The sequence below is a fragment of the Affinirhizobium helianthi genome, assembly GCF_042680945.1.
Taxonomy (GTDB): Bacteria; Pseudomonadota; Alphaproteobacteria; order Rhizobiales; family Rhizobiaceae; genus Neorhizobium; species Neorhizobium helianthi.
In genome coordinates, this window is sequence record NZ_JBHUEQ010000025.1 from 44,964 (window position 1) to 60,837 (window position 15,874).

General features: G+C 62.0%; 18 protein-coding genes. 1 reads left to right on the forward strand and 17 read right to left on the reverse strand.

Annotated elements, in window-relative coordinates; translation table 11 throughout:
• Nucleotides 1–27 precede the first annotated feature (27 nt).
• The 13 genes from ACFSE1_RS13705 to ACFSE1_RS13765 form a co-directional block, all read right to left on the reverse strand.
• Nucleotides 28–504, reverse strand: a complete 477-nt coding sequence (locus ACFSE1_RS13705) for a cytochrome c-type biogenesis protein (RefSeq protein ID WP_377402337.1) — start codon at nt 502–504, stop codon at nt 28–30.
• Nucleotides 501–2,489, reverse strand: coding sequence for a heme lyase CcmF/NrfE family subunit (locus ACFSE1_RS13710; RefSeq protein WP_377402340.1), 1,989 nt, complete (start codon nt 2,487–2,489; stop codon nt 501–503). The genes ACFSE1_RS13705 and ACFSE1_RS13710 overlap by 4 nt, the downstream gene beginning before the upstream one ends.
• Nucleotides 2,486–2,953, reverse strand: coding sequence for a cytochrome c maturation protein CcmE (gene ccmE, locus ACFSE1_RS13715; RefSeq protein ID WP_377402343.1), 468 nt, complete (start codon nt 2,951–2,953; stop codon nt 2,486–2,488). The genes ACFSE1_RS13710 and ccmE overlap by 4 nt, the downstream gene beginning before the upstream one ends.
• Complete coding sequence (gene ccmI / locus ACFSE1_RS13720; RefSeq protein ID WP_377402346.1) at nt 2,950–4,092, reverse strand: c-type cytochrome biogenesis protein CcmI; 1,143 nt, start codon at nt 4,090–4,092, stop codon at nt 2,950–2,952. The genes ccmE and ccmI overlap by 4 nt, the downstream gene beginning before the upstream one ends.
• Before the next feature lie 144 nt (nt 4,093–4,236).
• Nucleotides 4,237–4,641, reverse strand: coding sequence for a hypothetical protein (locus ACFSE1_RS13725; RefSeq protein ID WP_377402349.1), 405 nt, complete (start codon nt 4,639–4,641; stop codon nt 4,237–4,239).
• Nucleotides 4,642–4,815: 174 nt separating this feature from the next.
• The gene (locus ACFSE1_RS13730; RefSeq protein WP_377402352.1) at nt 4,816–6,213 is read right to left on the reverse strand and encodes a sensor histidine kinase; all 1,398 of its coding nucleotides are present in this window, start codon (nt 6,211–6,213) and stop codon (nt 4,816–4,818) included.
• A complete protein-coding gene (locus tag ACFSE1_RS13735) occupies nt 6,203–6,874 on the reverse strand; it encodes a response regulator transcription factor (RefSeq protein ID WP_377402355.1) in 672 nt (223 codons plus the stop codon). The genes ACFSE1_RS13730 and ACFSE1_RS13735 overlap by 11 nt, the downstream gene beginning before the upstream one ends.
• 53 nt (nt 6,875–6,927) lie before the next feature.
• Nucleotides 6,928–7,182, reverse strand: coding sequence for a hypothetical protein (locus ACFSE1_RS13740; protein ID WP_377402358.1), 255 nt, complete (start codon nt 7,180–7,182; stop codon nt 6,928–6,930).
• 114 nt (nt 7,183–7,296) lie between these two features.
• On the reverse strand, nt 7,297–7,521 hold the full coding sequence (locus ACFSE1_RS13745) for a hypothetical protein (protein ID WP_377402361.1): 225 nt from the start codon (nt 7,519–7,521) through the stop codon (nt 7,297–7,299).
• A 1-nt stretch (nt 7,522) separates the two neighbouring features.
• Entirely contained in the window at nt 7,523–11,350 is a 3,828-nt protein-coding gene (locus tag ACFSE1_RS13750; RefSeq protein ID WP_377402364.1) for a baseplate multidomain protein megatron, read from the reverse strand.
• Nucleotides 11,351–11,382: 32 nt separating this feature from the next.
• Nucleotides 11,383–11,811, reverse strand: coding sequence for an NlpC/P60 family protein (locus ACFSE1_RS13755; RefSeq protein ID WP_377402367.1), 429 nt, complete (start codon nt 11,809–11,811; stop codon nt 11,383–11,385).
• Nucleotides 11,808–12,683 carry a DUF2163 domain-containing protein gene (locus ACFSE1_RS13760; RefSeq protein WP_377402370.1) on the reverse strand — a complete coding sequence of 292 codons (876 nt, stop codon included), beginning with the start codon at nt 12,681–12,683 and terminating at the stop codon, nt 11,808–11,810. Before ACFSE1_RS13760 ends, ACFSE1_RS13755 begins: the two co-directional genes overlap by 4 nt.
• Nucleotides 12,680–13,318, reverse strand: a complete 639-nt coding sequence (locus ACFSE1_RS13765) for a phage distal tail protein, Rcc01695 family (protein ID WP_377402373.1) — start codon at nt 13,316–13,318, stop codon at nt 12,680–12,682. Before ACFSE1_RS13765 ends, ACFSE1_RS13760 begins: the two co-directional genes overlap by 4 nt.
• 129 nt (nt 13,319–13,447) lie before the next feature.
• Here ACFSE1_RS13765 and ACFSE1_RS13770 point away from each other — a divergent pair, with 129 nt between their 5' ends.
• Entirely contained in the window at nt 13,448–14,053 is a 606-nt protein-coding gene (locus tag ACFSE1_RS13770; RefSeq protein ID WP_377402376.1) for a hypothetical protein, read from the forward strand.
• Between the two features lie 254 nt (nt 14,054–14,307).
• On the opposite strand, the gene ACFSE1_RS13775 is transcribed toward ACFSE1_RS13770, so the two are convergent.
• Genes ACFSE1_RS13775 through ACFSE1_RS13790 form a run of 4 tightly spaced genes read right to left on the reverse strand, consistent with a single transcriptional unit; the run spans nt 14,308 to nt 15,852 of the window.
• On the reverse strand, nt 14,308–14,859 hold the full coding sequence (locus ACFSE1_RS13775; protein ID WP_377402379.1) for a phage tail tape measure protein: 552 nt from the start codon (nt 14,857–14,859) through the stop codon (nt 14,308–14,310).
• Nucleotides 14,856–15,026, reverse strand: coding sequence for a rcc01693 family protein (locus tag ACFSE1_RS13780; RefSeq protein WP_377402382.1), 171 nt, complete (start codon nt 15,024–15,026; stop codon nt 14,856–14,858). Before ACFSE1_RS13780 ends, ACFSE1_RS13775 begins: the two co-directional genes overlap by 4 nt.
• A gap of 53 nt (nt 15,027–15,079) precedes the next feature.
• A complete protein-coding gene (locus tag ACFSE1_RS13785; protein WP_377402385.1) occupies nt 15,080–15,445 on the reverse strand; it encodes a gene transfer agent family protein in 366 nt (121 codons plus the stop codon).
• Nucleotides 15,445–15,852, reverse strand: coding sequence for a phage major tail protein, TP901-1 family (locus tag ACFSE1_RS13790; protein WP_377402782.1), 408 nt, complete (start codon nt 15,850–15,852; stop codon nt 15,445–15,447). Before ACFSE1_RS13790 ends, ACFSE1_RS13785 begins: the two co-directional genes overlap by 1 nt.
• Between the last annotated feature and the right edge of the window lie 22 nt (nt 15,853–15,874).

The window sequence follows — 15,874 nt, forward strand, 5'->3', positions numbered from 1 at the left end:
TTGTAATGTTGATGTCAGGCTGAAGTATCAGTCCGGGCGCCCCTGGCGCAGCAATTGGTCCACCCGTGCCTGTTCTTCCGGAGAAAGAAGCTTTTCTTCTTTCCGGGAGGGGCGAGACCGGCGCAGAAACAGGAAAACGGCCACAATACCCACTGCGAAAAGTGCCGCTGGCATTGCCCATAGCGCAATCGTTTTCTCGCTCAGGCGCGGCTTCAGCAGCACGAATTCGCCATAGCGGGAAACGAGGTAGTCGATCACCTGCTGGTCGCTGTCGCCCTGTGTAATGCGCTCGCGCACCAGAAGCCGCAGATCCTTCGCCAGTTCGGCATTGGAATCGTCAATCGACTGGTTCTGGCAAACCATGCAGCGAAGCTGCGCGGAAAGATTTCTGGCCCGCTCCTCCAGAACCGGATCTTTCAAAATCTCATCCGGGTTCACAGCCAGGGCATGACCCGGCGCAAAGGCCAGAAACAGCAGGACCGCAATGGAAAACAGCCGTTTCATTCCGCTGGCTCCATCGCCACCCTCACAGCCTTTGCCCTGCGGCTGGGAGCCCCCACTCGCAATCGACGGTCGGAGAGCGAAACGAAGCCGCCAATCGTCATCACCAAAGCTCCGCCCCAGATGCACAGAATGTACGGCTTCCACCAGATACGCACGACAATGCCGCCATCCGCCATCGGATCGCCAAGCGATACATAAAGCTGGCTGAGGCCGAAGCTCAGGATCCCCGCCTCCGTGGTCGGCATCCGGCGCGCGGTATAGATGCGCTTGGAGGACCAGACATCGCGCACCGCCACGCCGCCGCGGCTGATGGTGAAGTGAGCGCGTTCCTCGGTGTAGTTGGGGCCAACCGCTTCCCGCATTCCGTCGAAAATGATCGAGTAGCCACCGGCCTGTGCCACCTGGCCCTGCTTCATTTCCAGCACGGTTTCGGTCTCGAACGTGGTCACGGCCACGACGCCGAGAACCGTCACGCCAAGGCCGAAATGCGCCAGCGCCGTGCCGAAGGCCGAGCGCGGCAGGCCCTTGAGACGGGCAAATGCCACTTTGAAGGCCAGCTTGCCGAAATTGGCGCGATACCAGAGATCGGCCAATGCGCCGAACATCAGGAAGAAGCCCAGTGCCAGCCCCAGCCAGGCCATCACAGGCCCGCCGTTCTGCGCGTAATAGAGGCCAAGTCCCGCAACGAGAGAAAGTCCGGCCGCACCGTAAAGCCGCTGCAATGCGCCCAGAAGGTCACCCCGCTTCCAGGCAAGCAGCGGGCCGAACGGCACGATCAGCAGAAGCGGCACCATCAACAGCCCGAAGGTCAGGTTGAAGAAGGGCGCGCCAACGGAAATTTTCTCGCCTGTCAGCGTTTCCAACACCAGCGGATACAGCGTTCCCGTCAGCACGGTTGCCGTGGCAACGGTAAGAATCAGGTTGTTCAAAACCAGCGATCCCTCGCGGGAAATCGGCGCAAAAAGTCCACCGCTCTTCAGACCCGGCGCACGCAGCGCAAACAGGGAGAATGCACCGCCGACGAAAATCGAGAGAATGGTCAGAATGAAAGTTCCGCGCGTCGGGTCCGTTGCAAAGGCATGCACGGAGGTCAAGACGCCGGAGCGCACCAGGAAAGTGCCAAGCAGCGAGAGCGAGAAGGTGATGATTGCCAGAAGCACGGTCCAGATTTTCAGCGCTTCGCGTTTTTCCATCACCAGCGCCGAGTGCAAAAGCGCCGTTCCGGCCAGCCAGGGCATGAAAGAGGCGTTCTCCACCGGATCCCAGAACCACCAGCCGCCCCAGCCAAGTTCGTAATAGGCCCAGTAGGATCCCATGGCGATCCCGGCGGTGAGGAAAGTCCAGGCCGCCAGTGTCCAGGGCCGCACCCAGCGTGCCCAGGCGGCATCGATGCGCCCTTCCATCAGCGCGGCAACGGCAAAGGAGAAGCAGACGGAAAAGCCGACATAGCCGAGATAGAGCAATGGCGGATGCACCGCCAGGCCGGGATCCTGCAGCACCGGGTTCAGGTCCTGCCCCTCGGCAGGCGCAGGCATCAGCCGCACAAAGGGGTTGGAGGTCAGCAGGATGAACAGCGTGAAGGCAACGCCCACCCAGCCCTGCACGGCCAGCACATTGGCTTTCAGCGTGTCGGGCAGATTTTTGCCGAACAGCGCCACCAGGGCGCTGAACAGGGCAAGAATCAGCAGCCACAGCATCATGGAGCCCTCGTGGTTCCCCCAGACGCCGCTCAGCTTGTAGATCATGGGCATCAGCGAATGGGAGTTTTCCCAGACGTTGCGCACGGAAAAGTCGGAGACCGCATAGGCCCAGGTGAGCGCGAGGAAAGAAATGGACACCAGAACGAACAGCAGAACCGAGGCAGGCGGCGCAATGGCCATCATCGCCGTGTCCTGGCGGCGCGCGCCGATCACCGGCACAATCGAAACGATCAGCCCCACAGCGAGCGAAAGAACCAATGCGTAATGACCGATTTCGATGATCATTTTGTCACGCTCCCGGAGGGGCTGCCGCCCTCGCCTTCCTTCCACACGCCGTCGGCTTTCAGGCGGTCGGCCACTTCTTTCGGCATGTAGTTCTCATCATGCTTGGCCAGCACCGAATCGGCCACGAAGGCGTTGGCTGAGGCAAATACGCCTTCCGTCACCACCCCTTGGCCCTCGCGAAACAGGTCGGGCAAGATCCCCGTATAGCTCACCGGCACGCTGGCGGAACCATCCGTCACCTTGAAGCTGACGGTGGAGCCTTCGCCACGCACGACAGAACCGGCCTCGACCAGTCCACCAAGCCGGATTCGCGTTCCGGGTGAAACTTCATTTTTCGCCAGATCGCTCGGCATGAAGAAATAGGCCACCGATTGGCTGAAGGCGAACATCACCAAAAGCACGGCGGTCAGAATGAAGCTCATGCCGCCAGCGATGATGGCCAGTCTCTTTTGCTTGCGTGTCATTGCAGGCTTCCCCCGCTCAGCCCCATTTCCCGAGCCAGCGCCACCAGTCGCCGCCCCTCATCACTCGTTTCAGGATAGGTCGTCAGGCCGGTCTGCAAGGCTTGTCGCGCCTTTTCATCCTGTCCCATCACCTTGTAGGAACGCACCAGCCGAAGCCAGCCCTCAATGTTCTTCGGGTCGTCCTTCAGCTTGGCCTCAAGGCTTGCCACCATTCCCGCAATCATCGCCTGCCGGTCGTCTGAAGACATGCCCTCGGCAGCGGCAATGTCCGCGCCCGTGGGGTTGCCCAGTTGCGGGGTGCCCTTCGGCGCATCAGCCGGTCGATTGGCGGCAATATGCTGCGCAACCAGCTGCTCCCAGGCGGCACCGGGCGGCGAGTCCTTGGCAATAGCCTCAAAGGCTGAAAGCGCCTCGGCCTTGCGGCCTGCCTGCTCAAACCCCAGCGCCACGTAGAAGCGGGCACGCATATTGTCACGATCGGCGGCCGCCGCCTTTTCAAAGAAAGCCCGCGCCTCCTCGGTCACGATGCCCTGGTTGGATGCCACCAGCGTTTCGCCCAGCCCCGCCAGACGCTGCGGCGTCTCGCCCAGAATGCGCATGGCATTGCGATAGGCAGCCTCTGCGTCATCATAGCGGTTGGATCGGAAATAGATCGGTGCCAGCAGATCCCAGCCCGCTCCATCCTGCGGGTTCTGCGCCAGATGCCGCTCGGCCTTGGCGATCAGCAGTGCAATGTTATTGCCGGGATTTTCCAGCCGGGCCGCCAGTGGCTGGTCCGGCACGCCGGGTTGGCCGAGCATCAGATAGCCCGCCAGCCCTATGACGGGAGGACAGAGCACCACGAAGGCGGTGGTCAGCCGATGTTTGCGCTGTGCCGCTTTTTCGGCTGCGGCTGCGGCTGCGCGGCCATCGGAAACCGCCAGCAGACGGCGTCCGATTTCGGCACGGGCATAGTCCGCTTCGGTTGCGCCGATCAGGCCCTGCGCAAGATCGCGATCGATCTCCTGCAACTGGTCACGATAGACCGCCGCCTCATCCTCGCCCTTTTCGGGGGCGTCGGGAATTGCTTTCATAAGCGGTGCAAGAAGCAATCCCGCCACGCCTGCCGTCAAAACTGCGATAACGATCCAGAAAAACATAGAGGCCAATTACTGCAAGCTGAGGCACATTCCAATCGCGCAACAGCTGATGACAAGAATTTGAGGCATTTCGCCGCAAACCCTCTATCGTCCGCGCGGCTGGCCCGGGCCTTGATTTACGTCAATCCGCTCGCTGGCTGGCGTTCAGGTCAGAGGCGACCAGGCACCGTCGCTATTGCGGCAGGCTGTTCCCCGCGTTTTCACATCGCGACCGCTCACCGTCAGCGTATGGGTGTATTGGCGGCAGTTCTGGGAACCGACCTGATAGGGTGCGGCTGCAACCACTTCCCCCTTGGCATTGCCGCCGTTCCAGGGCACCGCCTGGCCAACGCCTGAAAATTCCAGTGCCTTGTATTCTGCTTCCAGCGCCCGCTGGCGATCGCCATCGTTCAGCTGCACGCCAGAGCGTGAAACAATTCCGCCCTGCAATGCGACGATGTAATTGTTCGGCGTTGCCTTCGAACCGAAGAGCCCGCCTCTTCCAGCTCCTGTGGTGGAGCAGGCCGAAAGCAAACTTGCAGCAACAACGGGCCAGACAACATATTTCACCGGGCGGAAATCCTCTTTTAAAAACCACTCAAGCCATTGAAACCATGCCTGCCCTGAAATGCGACAGACGAGCCTCGGCTCAAGATGGTTTTTAGCGTTTCTAAAGTAAAGGTCGAGGCAAGAATTTATCACTGTGCCATTTATACCGCAGTGAAACGTCATGTCAGCGTTTCCTCAAGCGGTTTCCTTGGTTATCCCCGGCAGCGTCAGCACGGCGCGCAGGCCGCCGCGACGTCCCCGCGTCAGGTGGAATTTCCCCTGATATTCGCTGGAAATTTCCCCCACGATGGAAAGGCCGAGCCCTGTTCCGGGCTTGCTCTCGTCCAGGCGGCGACCGCGTTTCAGCGCCTCCTTGATTTCGTCGGGGTTCAGACCGGGGCCATCGTCTTCCACCGCAATCTCGATCCAGTTGCGGCGAACGGGATCGACACCCTCCGGTGCCAGCGCCGGTTGAACCGTCAGCCACACACCGCTCTTGGCATGGCGGGCGGCATTTTCCAGAAGGTTGCCAACGGTTTCCTCCACATCCTGCTGCTCCATGCCCAGCGCCAGACCCGGCTGGCTGGCGGTCAGTTCGAAAGTCTTGTCCGGATTCAGCCGCCGCATCACCCGCACCAGACGCTCCAGCACCGCATCGGCTTCCGTGCGCGCCAGCATGGATTCGCGCTGGGCGGCAATGCGCGCCCGGTTCAGGTAGGATTGAACCTGGCTCTGCATGGCTTCCGCCTGGCTGCGCACAACGCCGCCATGGTCCTTGTCGATGAGCCGTGCTTCGTTCAAAAGCACGGCCAGCGGTGTCTTCAGCGAATGCGCCAGATTGCCCACCTGCATGCGCGCCCGTTCCACAATGCGTCGGTTGCTGTCGATCAGCGCATTCATTTCCACGGTCAGCGATTGCACCTCGCGGGGAAATTCCCCGGCCAGCCGCTCGGCTTCGCCCCGGCGTACCTTTTCCAGTGCCCGCCTTGCCTCATCCAGTGGCCGAAGGCCGAAGAGAATGGCAAGTCCGTTCACCACAAGGCTGCCCAAACCAAACACCACCAGCGCAATGTAAAGGCTGCGGGTGAAGCCCTGCACATCCTCGTCCACCACATTCAGATTGCCCGTCACGCGAAAGCGGGCCGCACGGCCTTCCGCATCCAGCACCACCTCCGTTTCCGCCACCAGCACCCTGTTTCCATAGGCATCGGTGGCCTGATAGAAACGCTCATAGCGGTTGTTGAACGGCACGTTGAGGATGGAGGGCACCTTGATGTTCGAGGTGCCGAGCGAGGAGGAAGACAAAGGCGTTGCGGCAAAGGTGCCAAGCGGCTCCACAATCCAGTACCAGCCGGTTTCCGGCTGCGAGAAGCGCAGGTCGCCCAGTTGCGGATTGCCTGCCAGGCTGTTGTCCTCGCCAATGGTGATGGAGTTCACCACGTTGTAGAGCTGGGCGCGCAGCAGGTCGGTAAAGGCCCGCTCGGAGGATTTGGTATAGAGGGCGGAAATCACCAGTGCGATCACCACCAGCGCCACAGCAGACCATGCCGTGGCAAGCAGCAGAACGCGGGCGGTAACCGACCTAACGTACATCGGTCGGCGCTTGCATGCGGTATCCGAGACCACGCACCGTCTCGATCAGATCGACGCCGATCTTCTTGCGCAGGCGACCGACAAAGACTTCGATCGTGTTTGAATCCCGGTCGAAATCCTGATCATACATGTGCTCGATCAGCTCGGTACGGGAAACCACCTCGCCCATATGGTGCATGAGGTAGGAGAGAAGGCGGAATTCGTGCGAGGTCAGCTTCAGCTGAACGCCGTTCACGGTTGCCTTGGAAGCCTTGGTGTCGAGCTTCACCGGACCGCAGGTAATCTCGGAGGAGGCATGACCGGCGGCGCGGCGAATAAGTGCGCGCACACGTGCCAGCACCTCTTCCACATGGAAGGGCTTGGCCACGTAATCGTCGGCACCGGCATCGATGCCCGCCACCTTGTCACTCCAGCGGTCGCGAGCCGTCAGCATCAGAACGGGCATCACCTTGCCCTCGGCACGCCATTTCTCCACCACGGTAATGCCGTCCATTTCCGGCAGGCCGATGTCGAGGATCACCGCGTCATAGGGTTCTGTTTCGCCGAGATAATGCCCCTCTTCGCCGTCGAAGGCCTGGTCGACCACATAACCCGATTCCTTCAGGGCGTCGGTCAGCTGGCGGTTCAGGTTGGCGTCGTCTTCGACCACGAGAATGCGCATGGAAGTCCTTCGTCACGATGAGAGTGCGGAATCGGTAAGCCTTTTAGCAAGCTTTACATCGGAACGCGAACAGTCACTTTGCGGGGCCGCTCGCCGCTCCCCTGCACCAGAACGGTCACGATGCAGGTCGCGCCATCCTTGGAAGGCTGGGCAGAAAGAAGCTGCCCGCCCGTTTCGCGTACCACCCTGGTCGCGGCATCGCCGCAATCGCCTGCCACAAGAAGCAGATAATCGCGGGCGAAGGTCTGCGAAGCTGACAGGCTCATCAGGCCCGCCGCGACGATCGCGATCATCTTTCTTGATGCCATGACTACAACTTCCGCTCACAACCACGCATGGGTTTGATTACCAAACCAACTGGTAAATTATGTATCGAATGACGGCTGAATGGCAAATGAATGTCCGGTTCAGCCAATTTTGCCTCATCCGTTCCGGTCAACAGAGGCGATGGCGCGCGTGGCGGTCAGGCGCCCGTAAATCGCCAGAAGTCCGCCCAGAGCGCTTGCGGTACTGGTCAGCGCGTCTGCCAGCCCCACCTGTTCCTGAAAGGGAATTGCGTGCCCCCGCGCCTGCATCAGCGCGGCGAAAATCGCAATGAGCCCACCCCATACGGTCTTGGATTGATACCAGGCCTTGGCGTCGTCCATGTCATCTAACTCCCTGATTTTTAACGTTCACTATCCGGTTGGCGGCAATGCCTGCGGGGACCGCCCGCCCCATTTGCAGCACCCGCACACGAAAACGTGTCTGGATGCCTGCAAAATCCGACAGTTCCGAAGCCTTCGGGTAGAGCAAGCCGGGCTCGCCCACCTCGAATCGGCGCACCAGCGCGCCGGTCTGCGGGTTCAGAAGCTCCAGCCGGTAGCGCTCCTCCGGCTCATCCAGCGGCACCTCGCTTGCCTCCCAGTCGTCGGCGTCTGTCCGCGCGCGGCGCACCCAGGTAAACGCTGTCCCGGCCTCGTTTCGTGTTGCTCTCACATGAACGGGGGAAAGTGGCGTCAGCGCCCGACTGCCCGCCATCAGGCGTTGCGGTTCGGTGCGGTCGCCCTGCCCGCCCAGCGGCTCCAGCAGCCAGTTGAGCGCAAGCCCCCGCTCTTCCGCCGCCAGGCCCAGCGGCAGAACCGCCTCGTCCAGCAGCACCAGCCGGGCACCTTCTGCCGCGCCTGTCGCCATGGCATCCTCGGTTCCGGCAAGAGCCCGCAACAGGCTGGTCAGCCGCCAGCGCCCCGGCCCCAGTTCTTCCGCCCGTTCGAAGGCCAGAACCTCCCAGGCACCGGATCGGCTTTGCACCGCCACCCGGTTTTCGCCGCTCAGAACAGCAAGCCGCGAAACGGTGGAGAGCCCCCCGAAGGGCAGCGAAAGCATCACGCTGTTCTGCCGGTCGAAACGCCCCACACAGCCGCCCTCCAGCGGTTGCAGCAGGCTTCCGATCCGTGCGGGCCGGTCGATCAGCACACGCGCCCGATAGCCCTCCCCGGTCGGCGAACTGGAAACCGCCATCCGCGTCCAGGGTTTGGCGAAGGCTGCAATGCGGGCGAAGCTTTCCGGTGGTCCCGCCTCGTATTGCGGCAGGTCGAGAAACGCGACCAGCGGATCGAAACCTTGCGAAGGTGCCACGGCGGCCAGTCGCTCCGGCGTGGCCGATGGCGCGGGAGGCGCGGACGCCGCCTCGAACCGCCGCGCCTCGACCTGCCGCACATCGGCATCGTCGATTCGCGTGATGATGAAGACGCCCTCCGGGCTGCTGGCAGGCCCGCCCACCAGCCGCACCGCATCGCCCGGCATGGGCGCAATATCGGCGGGCGAAAGCGGAAACCGGATGGTGCGCCGCGCCAGATGGCTGTCGCGCAGCAAAGCCTCCACGCTTGCCTGTGCCATCTCGTCGCTCATGGCCCCTGGCAGATCGGTGCGCAGAATACGCCGCGTCATGCCTGGCAGAGGCCGGGAGCGCACACTCGCCTGATCGTAATCCAGCGCCGTATTGGCAAAGCCGATCACGGCTTCTGCGGCAAAATCGCTGTCATGGCCTCGCGTCTCGGTCCAGGCGGGTTCGCCCTCGCGCTCCGCCAGCACCGTAATCTCGCGCACGGGCAAAGCCGTTTTCCCGCGTGAGCGGAAGACAAGCCTGCCCTCCACCTCGGTCACGTCGAGCAGAAAGGCTTCCGCCAGTGGTGCCAGCATCTGCCGTGCCGATGAGATTTCGCCTTGCACATAGCCGGTCAGATCGCCGCACACCCCGGAAACGTCGAAGTCGTGAAAGCCGTGATCGCTGAGGATCGCGGCAATCGTATCGGCCAGTGTGGCAGCGCCCAGCCGCCCGGTCAGCCAATGGCCGGTGCGCCAGTTCTCTCCATCGGACCAGACGGAGGATTGCTGTGGAAAGGCGGGGTAAGGCCGCGCATCCCAGGCCCAGAGAAACAGCCTTTCCGGGTCCACCATTCCGGCCGGGGCCGCGCCGCTTTTCCAGTGGGCGAAATGCGCGTCGAGGAACCGCCGCTGAACGGCATCGTCCCGCGCTCCGCTGGAAAAATAGGGCCTGCCGCTTTCCGCGGATTTCGGGTCGAGAAACAGGTTGGGCTGGTTGCCGCCCTTGTCGATGGCAGCGCATCCAAGCTCGGTAAACCAGATGGATTTCGATCCCGGCACCCATTGCGTCGGCACCGTGCTTTCCTGCCCGCCCATGCGGTTGAAATGCCGGTTGCCCCACCATCCCGCCAGATCCTTGTAGCGAAACACCCAGGGCTTTCCCGCCAGACCATCGGTAATGGGGCTGCGTTGTCGCGCCCGACGTGCTGCCTCGCTCGCATAGTACCAGTCGAAGCCCTCGCCGGAGGTGATGGCGCGGGCAAACCCCCCCCGGTCCTGCGGGCTCGCCATGCCGTCGGGATTGCCGCTCGTCAGATCGCTGTCGCGCCAGTCCGAAAGCGGCATGTAATTGTCGATGCCGATTGCATCAATTGCTGGCGAAGCCCAGAGCGGATCGAGGTGAAAGAACACGTCGCCCGTGCCGTCCTGCGGGTGATAGCCGAAATATTCGCTCCAGTCGGCGGCATAGGTCAGCCGTGTCCCGGCTCCCAGACGGGCTCGGCAGTCGTCAGCCAGCCGCACCAGCTCCTCCACGAAGGGAAAGCTGTTTGCCCCGGCCCGCACGGTCGTCAGCCCGCGCATTTCGGAACCGATGATGAAGCCCTGCACCCCGCCTGCCTGACGGGCCAGATCGGCATAATGCAGCACCATGCGGCGATAGCCTTCCTCCCGGTTGCAAAAAGTGGAGATCTGGCTTGCCGCCGCAGGTGTCCGGTCCACGGATCCGGCGCTTCCCGGTGCAGGATGGCAGGTGATGCGCCCCCGCCAGGCATAGGGAGGCTGGCCCACGCCGCCATGGGGGTTGGGAAGGCTGTTGCCTTCTGCAATATCCATCATCACGAAGGGATAGAGATAGACCTCCAGCCCCCGCGCCTTCAGGTCGGCAATCGCCGCCAGCACGCTGTCATCGCTGGGTGTGCCGCCATAGGCCGGGGCGCCATTGCGCTGGCTTACCAGATGGGCATCGCCCCGCGCCATGCCCGCCACACGCCAGCCCGGTATCTCAAGCCCGCGCTTTGGCACTTCCACACCTGGCACAATGCGGCATTCTCCGGCGCGCAGGTCGGTTCCAAACCAGCTCACCACCAGCGCCACGCGCTTCAGGTTCGGGCAAAGCGCCTGCAGCTCATCCATCGAGGCATGCCAGTCGGTCGATGCCATGCGGTTGTTGCGGTTCAAAATGGTGGCGGAGCCGAAAAAGGAGCGTTGCCTCACGGGCACTGGCGAATAGCCCGCTTCCGTCGAACCGGGGATCACAACCACCGCCCGGATGTCGCGCTCCAGCGTGCCGACGGCACGAACCACCTCGAATTGCAGCAGCGGAATGCGGTTGCCGTAATTGCCGATGGGAAGCCGCTCGAACACCACATAGGCCAGGCCGCGAAAGGCAGGGGCGTTGCCCGCCCCCTGCTTGGCCTCGATCAGGGGATCGGGCAATTGAGACTCGCTGCCCTTGTAAACGCGCATTTCCACGGTGGTCAGGTCCAGTTCCTGTCCATCCGCCCACACACGCCGCACATGCGAGATTTCTCCCTCGCAAAGCCCCAGCGCCAGATTGGCGTAGTAGGTGAAAGTCTTGGCCCGCTGGCTGCCGGTGGATTTGCCGCCCCGGCGCTCGTTGCGCACTTCCTCTTCAAAGCGCGTGGCCCAGATCAGCGTCGCGCCAATGCGCGTGGTGCCATAAACGCGGGCGATTGCGGTTCCCTCATCGGCACCGGAAAAGCGTGCGGTGGAAAGGCGCGGTCCCATGGCGGTCGATCCGCCGCCCAGCAGGGCCCGGTCCACCATGGCCCCCGCCAGCCCTCCGGCTGCGCGCCCCAGCATCGCCCCCACCGGGCCAAAAAAGGAACCGATGACAGCACCCGCCGCCTGAAACATGATTGTTGCCATGCAATTCCTCAGCAAGTTTGAATGCCACAGGCTCAACCGAACCGATGCACGGCCACGATCCGCCGTCGCCAGCCATCCACCAGGGCAGAGCGCGTCACAGCGGCCTGTTCATAGGCGTGGATGAACCAGCCATCACCGGCCAGAATGCCCACATGCTTGGCCGCGCATCCTGCCCGCCAGCGAAAGACCAGAATGTCACCGGGTTTCGCCTCACTGAGAGGCATAGCCGCTCCGAACAGTTGTCGCCCCGCATGCAGCAGCCGCTCCTCGCAACTGCGTTCTGCCCAGTCCGGGGCATAGGGGGGAATGGTCATCGGCGGCTCGCTGCCATAAAGCTCGCGCCACACGCCAAGCACCAGCCCGATGCAGTCGCAGCCAATCCCCTTTGTCGCCCCTTGATGGCGATAGGGCGTGCCGATCCAGCTTTCGGCGATGGCAAGAACATGCTCTGCCCGGCTCATGAAAACAGCGGCCCGCCATCATGGCTTCCATTGGCCCCGGCATAGGAATAGCTGAAATCGGCACCCGGCATATGCGGAAAGCCACGAAAATTCAGCCCGTTGCCAAAGCGCTGGCGGCAGGTCGAAAATCGCTTGTCGCAACCGGCCGTCAGCACCACGCCTTCGCCTGCGGCCAGATCGCGCTCCAGCGGCAGCCACAGCGTCACAAGGCTTGCGTCATCCGCCTGCCGCTCATGCCGATCCACCAGCACAACCGTGCCATCGGCAAACTGCATTTCCCCCTGGTCGAAAAAGCCGCTTTGGCGTCCCCCGAGACCGCTCACGATCAATCGGCTGCGGTCAAGCTGCTGGCTCACCTGGCCGCTGGCGCGAAAGGCCGCCAGAGAAACACGGCAGCGCTCGTCGCCGAGACGCGCATCGCAGCGCCGCCCGTAAATGCGCCCCTGCGGCTGGTCCAGCCTATGTGCCATGCTGCGCAATTCGGCGCTGAAGCGGTCGCCGGATCGCGTCACCTCGCCAATCTCGCGCACTTCCAGCCGCACATAGTGCGAGCTATCGGCCCAGTTGACGAGAAACAGTTCCACCTTTGCCCGGTCGAAGCGACCAGCGGCCAGATCCGCCTCCGTGATCGCCTCGCTGGAAAAGCCGCCGCTCACCTCGCCGCTATTGGCCGCCATTCCGCTTGCCGCTTCGCTCTCACTGGCGGAAAAGCCGCTTGCCGCACGGCAGCGGGTTCCGGCAAGGATCAGGTCTTCGTCGTGGTCGGTAAAGCCCAGCACCACACCATCGGTGCGCGTTACTCGCCAGGCATGGCAGGTCGTCGTGGCATCCATCGCCAAATGCGCCGCAAGTGTCGGTGGAACCGTCCTCATGGCAAAATCTCCTGAATGGGAATGGCCGGAATGCGTCCGGCATTGAAGGCGGTCAGGTTGATGTCGATCCGGTCGGTGTCGAAACGCACCGGCACATCGAACTCGAAGCCGGCACGAATAACCGCCCCCGCCGGTGGCACCGCATGGGCTGCGAAGGTCACAAGCCCGGTTGTCGCATCGCAGGTAAAGCGGTCGCCCGCCACTGCCTGCCCGTTGACACTCACCACCACGCTTGGACCTATCGGCTTTGCAATGGTGCGGCGGCTTGCCCCGCCCGCATCGCCATAGATCTTCACCAATTGAAAGCTGCGTTGCACGCCGTCACCCGTGCCGATCACCTGATCGGTGGCACTCAAGGCCGCATGGGGCGGGCAGGATTTCCAGTCCAGCGGGTCGCGAAAGCGAAAGCCGTAAAGCTGGCCCATGCGCGCCTCGAAAAAGGCAAGCACTTCATAAAGATCGGCAAGCGATTTGATGCCGCTTCCCGCATCGTAAGCGCGTCTGGCATTGCGCCATCGTGCATTGCGGTTCTCTCGCCCGTTGGACAGGTTGACAATATCGGTGCGCCGCACCGGCCCGCCACTCACCCCCAGCGCCAGCCGCAGGGGAAAGCGCACCTCGTGAAATCCACTCATGAATGTTGCCTTTTGTGAGAATGCCTTAAGGCGATCAGAGCACTGGCAGCATGGCTTCTATGGAGATGCTTCACCTTGCGCACCGTCTATGGCATAGCGCTCAGAACATCTTTTCGTTGAAAGAAGATCATGCCATCTCCCTACATCGCCAAGAAGGTTTGGCCTGATTATATATTAAACGGCGCTACTTTTTCTTTTACGCATTTGGCAGAAGCGTATTTCACCGCGCATGATTCACTTGGCCATGAGAAGCAGATCATCGTGACCTATCAGGATCATGTTTTCACCCGAGATGCCGTGGAGGGCGAAACTCTGAAAGACGCATTTCCCGGTGCAAACAGAGACCCATTCGGTGTCTTTTGTCCGGTGCGTTACCGCTGGTCGTTGAGGCTACCGCAGATCATCGCGCTTCTACCAGAGCAACGCATCTGGAACCTTCGCAAGGACGACAGATATGCCCATGTCCCTGTTGTCGCGGAGAACGGCGAGACTATCCTCTATTCCATTGTCTTCAGCATAGAGCCCGTCAAACGGAATATTGCTTATGATTTCTGGATCAGGGTCCGAACTGCCTATCCTTGCGACGGTCCGCCGCCAGATACGTTTGGCGATGTGCGCTTCAGCCATCTTCTGATGGTTCGGGAAAGGGGGAAACACCCACCGCGAAATTATTCGCCACACCGAAAAACGCCGAAAACGGCAGCCTCGCAAAGCAGTGACCCAACAGAGGAATAGTAGAAAAACAAACGGCCCCTTTCGGGGCCGCAGCAACCATAATTGGTTTGGGGGCAAAACTCTTCGGTTTCCCTATCCTCGCCTCACGCGAGAACCAGATTATTCATCTGGCGGTGTTGGCTATCTCACGCCCGAAATCCAACGATCTGTTCATGACGATACTGTCCCGGCGTGAAAAGTCAATATTCATTGGCCTTTTGCGCCGCTCATTCTCTGCGGAGAGGGTGTCACAAAGCCGGCACTCATGAAACCCCTCACACACCACGCCGGCCACGCGCCACGCTGCGCGCCAGCATGGCGGAAATCTGCCCCTCGCTTTTGCGGAAGCTCGCGGCATCGGTGGCATTCACGTTGAATACAATGGGTGCGGCACTGCCACCTCCGCCCGTCATGGCAACGCCCAGCGCACCGTCCGGCCCGCGCTGTAGCGGCAGAATGGCTTCCGCCCCTGCCTCGCCCATCAGCCCCATATTGCCGCCTGCCATGGAAAAGAAGCTTGGGCTGCGCACCACGCCGCCATCGGCAAAGGGCGTCACCTTGCCCATCGAGCCAAGCAGGTTTCCGGCTGCCCCGGCCACGGCATTTTGCAAAGGCTTCAATGCGGCGGAAAGGGCCATGTCGCTCATGCGCCGACCGAGCCCCCGCAGCACGTCGTCCAGCCCCTTTCCTTGCAGCACCGCCCCTTGCAAGGCTCCGCTCAAGGCATCGCCAAAGCTCTTCGAGCGTGCCTCAAGGTCGTTCATGGTGCGCGATAGTGCTTCCGCGTCGGAAAGGGTTTGTCTTACTGGCGAATTGTCCGTGGTCATGATCTTTCAGCCTCATCGGGGAAAAGCCGCATCAGCGCCTCCATCTCGGCGCGATCCATGGCGTCCCGGCGGGGGCGACAGCCTCCTGCCATGGCCATGAATTCGCGGGGGCTCAAGCGCCAGAATGTTTCAGGAGAAAGCCGCAGCACGCACAGGCCCATATGCATCACCTCCGGCCATCCGGGCTGGGTTGCGTCTTGTGGCTGCGGTGCTGCGGCTCTCAAGGGTTTGGGCGCATGTCTCCTTGGGCATCGCTAAAGGCGCTTTCCAGCAACTCACTGGCAATCCGGGCCGAAGCGGCAATGCCGCCCTCTATGTTCATGCCCGCCACTTCCTCATCGGGAAACAGGTTGCCGCCACCGCGAAGACCGGCACCGATTACCTTCACCAGATCGCCCGCCTTCAGCTTTCCCTTCGAGAAATAGGCGGCAAGGCCCGACAGATCCTCCACGCCAAAGGCCGTCTCAAGCTCCGCCAGCGCCCCCAGTGTCAGGCACAGAATGCGCCGCTCGCCATCGATCATGGCCTCCACTTCGCCGCGATGGCGGTTCGCCCGCCGCCCGGAAAATCCCTCACGCGCCGCCATCACAGCGCCCCGAAGCTCAAGGCACCGGCAGATTCCAGCGCCAGTTCAAAGCGCACTTCGCCATTGTGCTCGCCGGAATATTCCAGTGCCGTGATCTGAAACGGTCCGCTGATTGTGCCGAAGGAGGGTATCAGCACCTGCCAGTTCAAGATTGCACCGGCAAAGAAGGTGGCTCGGATCAGCGCATCGGATGCCTGATCCTTGAACAAGCCGCCACCGTTCAACGATGCCCGTTGAATGCCAGCACCGCCCAAAAGCTCGCGCCAGCGCCCTGCACTTTCGGCATCGGTAATGTCCACTGTCTCGGTGTTGAAGGCCAGCCGCTTGCTGCGCAAACCCGCCACCGTCAGCCAGCTTGCCCCGTTTTCCACCTTCAACAGAAGGTCTCGTCCCGCCTGCGCCACCATCGCACCTGCTCCCGTCATTCAA